The sequence below is a fragment of the Amycolatopsis rhizosphaerae genome (assembly GCF_007713715.1).
Taxonomy (GTDB): domain Bacteria; phylum Actinomycetota; class Actinomycetes; order Mycobacteriales; family Pseudonocardiaceae; genus Amycolatopsis_E; species Amycolatopsis_E rhizosphaerae.
Map to the genome: position 1 here is coordinate 1 of NZ_VJWX01000655.1, position 3,379 is coordinate 3,379.

Here is a 3,379-nt window from a genome sequence, read left to right on the forward strand (position 1 = left end):
GGCGACGCCGGTCCCGCGCCACCTCCAGGAAAACCTCCCGTGTCCCCGCAGCCAACCCCAGCGCATCCGCCAGCAACTCGGCCGATCGCTGCTGCGCCGCCTGCGCGCGGCCCCGCTCCAGATCCCGCAACGCACGGACGCTCACGCCCGAGGCCCGAGCCAGCTCCACCTGCGACAACCCCGCCGCGCGCCGGTGCTCGAACAACAACTTCCCGAAGGCCGAGGGCCCGCCCTCCTGCTCGTCCGTCGCCGTCCCACCTCGCTCGCACACAATCCCATTCAACCCGCAGGTTGTGCGGTGCGGAACGCTGCCCCTCGGCCCGATCCGACCACCATCGGAAATCCGGTATATCCGTTTCATTCCGTTCACCCGCATCGCGGAAACCGCGGCGATCACAGGGCGAAAAACAGTAGTTCCAGTTCCACACCTTCGAGAGAGTGCCGGGAAACACGTACTCGACCGGCGGCGACGAAGCCGGTCCCGCCCGGTGAAGAGATCTCCCACAGTGATGCGCGGACGAGCGGGTGCGGCTGCCGGTAGGACTCGTGCGAATCGACCTCGGCCAGAGTGATCCCACCCTTGTACGACCGGTAGACCTCGACCGCCCGGCCGGTGCGGAACACCCGTGTCTCGCCGACTTCCTGCTCTTGGTCCGGATCACCGCCGCCTTCGATCTCCGCACTGTCGATCGGTGACCACAACGGCCAGGTGCCCGCATGGATGAGGGCCGCGTAGACGGCGCTCGGCTTCGCCCGTGAATTCGCCTTCACGATATAGCTGTAGGGCACGGTTCTCCCCCCCCCGTTCAGAAGAAATCGATGCTGAATATGGGCTCAGGGAATGGCGGGCCGGTCCCGCAGCCGCCGAAAGGCGCCCCTGATCTCGGACACCAGCAGATCGGGTTGTTCCAGGCCGGGGAAGTGTCCGCCGTGGTACCGTGCCCCTGGCCGCCCGCACCAAAACCCAGGGCCTGGTCGACGTTTCCATCGCCATCGCCGGTGCCACCGGCGGCCTCGCCTCCGGAATCGTGACCGTCGCAACCAGCTACCCGGTCCTGGCCCTGGCCTGCGGAATCCTCGCGCTGGCCATCCTGCCCGCCGTCGCGGTCACTGCCCGCAGCCGTTGATGGCGGCGCCCCCCGAGGCGGCGGGTTGTCGTGTCACCTGTCCGGCGCCTTCGGCGGGTGGATACTGGACCCGGGTGTTGCGTCACCACGAAGGTGCCCGGCAGGGCGAAGGAAGTGGGGAGACGGCGATGGTGTCGCTCCGTGGGGATGCGCTGGTGCTGTTCGGGGCTTCCGGCGACCTCGCCCGCCGGAAGTTGCTGCCCAGCGTGTACCGGCTTGCGTGCCGCGGCCGGTTGAAGGGCATCCGGGTGGTGGGGACCGCGGCGCGGGTCTGGACTGCCGACCGGTTCCGCGACCGGATCCGTTCGGCGGCGGAAGCCGCCGGCGAGACGGTGGATGACGCCGTACTCGGTGAGCTTGCCGGACGGGTCGGCTACGTGCCGGGTGACTACCGGGATCCGGAGCTGTACCACCGGCTGGCGGTGTCCCTGGAAGGGTGCCGGGCACCGGTGTTCTACCTGGCGATCCCGCCGGATCTGTTCGAGAACGTGGTGACGGGGTTGCGCTCGGCGGGGTTGCACCGGGGAGGCCGGGTGGTCGTGGAGAAACCCTTCGGCCGGGATCTGGGCACCGCGCGGCACCTCAACGCCTGCCTGCACGAGGTGTTCGCCGAGGCGGACATCTTCCGGATCGATCATTTCCTCGGCAAGGAACCGGTGCAGAACGTGCTGGTCACGCGCTTCGCCAACACGGTCCTGGAGCCGCTCTGGAACCGCAACTACGTGGCCCAGGTGCAGTTGACCATGGCGGAGTCGTTCGGGGTGGAGGGGCGGGGCGCGTTCTACGACCGGGTCGGGACCGTGCGGGACGTGGTGCAGAACCACCTGCTGCAGTTGGTGGCCCTGCTGGCGATGGAGCCGCCGGTGTCGGCCGATCCCGGCGCGCTGCGGGACGAGAAGGTCAAGGTGCTCACCGCGACCCGTGCCGTGGATCCCGGGCACCTGGTGCGCGGCCAGTATGTGGGTTACCGGGACGAAGCCGGGGTGGCGGACGACTCGCGCACGGAGACCTTCGCCGCACTGCGGCTGGAGATCGACTCCTGGCGGTGGGCGGGAGTGCCGTTCTGCCTGCGGTCCGGCAAGTCACTGCCGTGCACGGTCACCGAGGCGATCGTGGAATTCCGTGAGCCACCCCGCTTGTTGTTCGCCGAAGCCGATCCGGCCCGGCCGGGCCCCAACCAGCTGCGGTTCCGGGTCACGCCCGACGGCCGGATCACCCTGCACCTGCAGGCCAAGGTGCCGGGCAGCCGTCTGGTCAGCGAACCGGTGGCGCTGACCATGTCGGAGGCCGAGACGCTGGGCGAAGGCCCTGCCGCCTACGAGCAGTTGCTCGACGACGCGTTGGACGGCGACCCTTCCCGGTTCGCCCGGCAGGACGCCGTGGAGCAGGCGTGGCGGATCGTCGAGCCCGCCCTGGCCGTGTCACAACCGCCGCTGCCCTACCCGCGTGGCTCCTGGGGGCCGGACCAGGCGAACGCCGTGGTCCGGCGTCATGGTGGCTGGCGCTGTTGTCAGCCGGGCACGTGATCGCCTCGCCCCGCGGGCGGGTGTGGCATGGGCTCAGAGCACGATCCGGGTGGGGTGTTCCAGCAGCACTGCCAGATCGGCGAGGAACCGGGCGCCGCCGGCGCCGTCGAGGACGCGGTGGTCGATCGAAAGCGTCAGCGTCATCGTGGCGGCGACCGTGAGCCGGCCGTCGCGGACGACGGGGCCGGGGGCGGCGGCGCCGACAGCCAGGATGGCGGCCTCGGGCGGGTTGATCACGGCGGTGAACTGGTCGATGCCGTACATGCCGAGATTGCTGATGGTGAAGGTGCCGCCGGTGATCTCGTCCACCGACACCCGCCCGTTGCGGGCGCGGTCGGCGAGGTCGCGGGCCTCGCGGCTGATCTGGGACAGGGTCCTGCGGTCGGCGTCATGGATGACCGGGACGATCAGCCCGTCGTCCACCGCGACCGCGATACCGACGTGCACGCGGTGGTGGCGCAGCAGCCGCGTGCCTGCCCAGGAGGAATTGACCTCCGGATGCGCGGTGAGGGCCCGCGCGCAGGCCTTGACCAGCAGGTCGGTGATGCTGACCCGGATTCCGGCGTCCGCGAGGTCGCGGTTGACCTGGACGCGGAAGGCCAGTAGCGCGTCGGCGTCCACGGTGCGGGTGAGAAAGAAGTGCGGTGCCTGCTGCGCACTGGCGGCGAGGCGTTCCGCGGTGAGTCGCCGCACCCGGGTCAGCGGGATTTCTTCGGTGTCCGGACC

5 protein-coding genes are annotated in these 3,379 nt (G+C 70.0%); 2 read left to right on the plus strand and 3 right to left on the minus strand.

Features of this window, described 5'->3' with window-relative positions; genetic code table 11:
- Nucleotides 1–271, minus strand: a 271-nt coding sequence (locus FNH05_RS34970) for a helix-turn-helix transcriptional regulator (protein WP_246128131.1), incomplete at its 3' end; no start/stop codon positions are given.
- A 122-nt stretch (nucleotides 272–393) separates the two neighbouring features.
- Nucleotides 394–789 carry an SRPBCC family protein gene (locus FNH05_RS38550; RefSeq protein WP_186382896.1) on the minus strand — a complete coding sequence of 132 codons (396 nt, stop codon included), beginning with the start codon at nucleotides 787–789 and terminating at the stop codon, nucleotides 394–396.
- Between the two features lie 149 nt (nucleotides 790–938).
- Between FNH05_RS38550 and FNH05_RS34980 the strand changes: the two genes are divergently transcribed.
- Together FNH05_RS34980 and zwf are read left to right on the plus strand one after the other, a co-directional pair.
- Complete coding sequence (locus FNH05_RS34980) at nucleotides 939–1,127, plus strand: hypothetical protein (protein WP_222426806.1); 189 nt, start codon at nucleotides 939–941, stop codon at nucleotides 1,125–1,127.
- Nucleotides 1,128–1,255: 128 nt separating this feature from the next.
- The gene (zwf, locus tag FNH05_RS34985; RefSeq protein WP_144593131.1) at nucleotides 1,256–2,653 is read left to right on the plus strand and encodes a glucose-6-phosphate dehydrogenase; all 1,398 of its coding nucleotides are present in this window, start codon (nucleotides 1,256–1,258) and stop codon (nucleotides 2,651–2,653) included.
- Between the two features lie 33 nt (nucleotides 2,654–2,686).
- Here the strand turns inward: zwf and FNH05_RS34990 are convergent.
- Nucleotides 2,687–3,379: dihydrolipoamide acetyltransferase family protein (locus FNH05_RS34990; protein WP_144593132.1), on the minus strand; the 693-nt coding region annotated here is incomplete at its 5' end.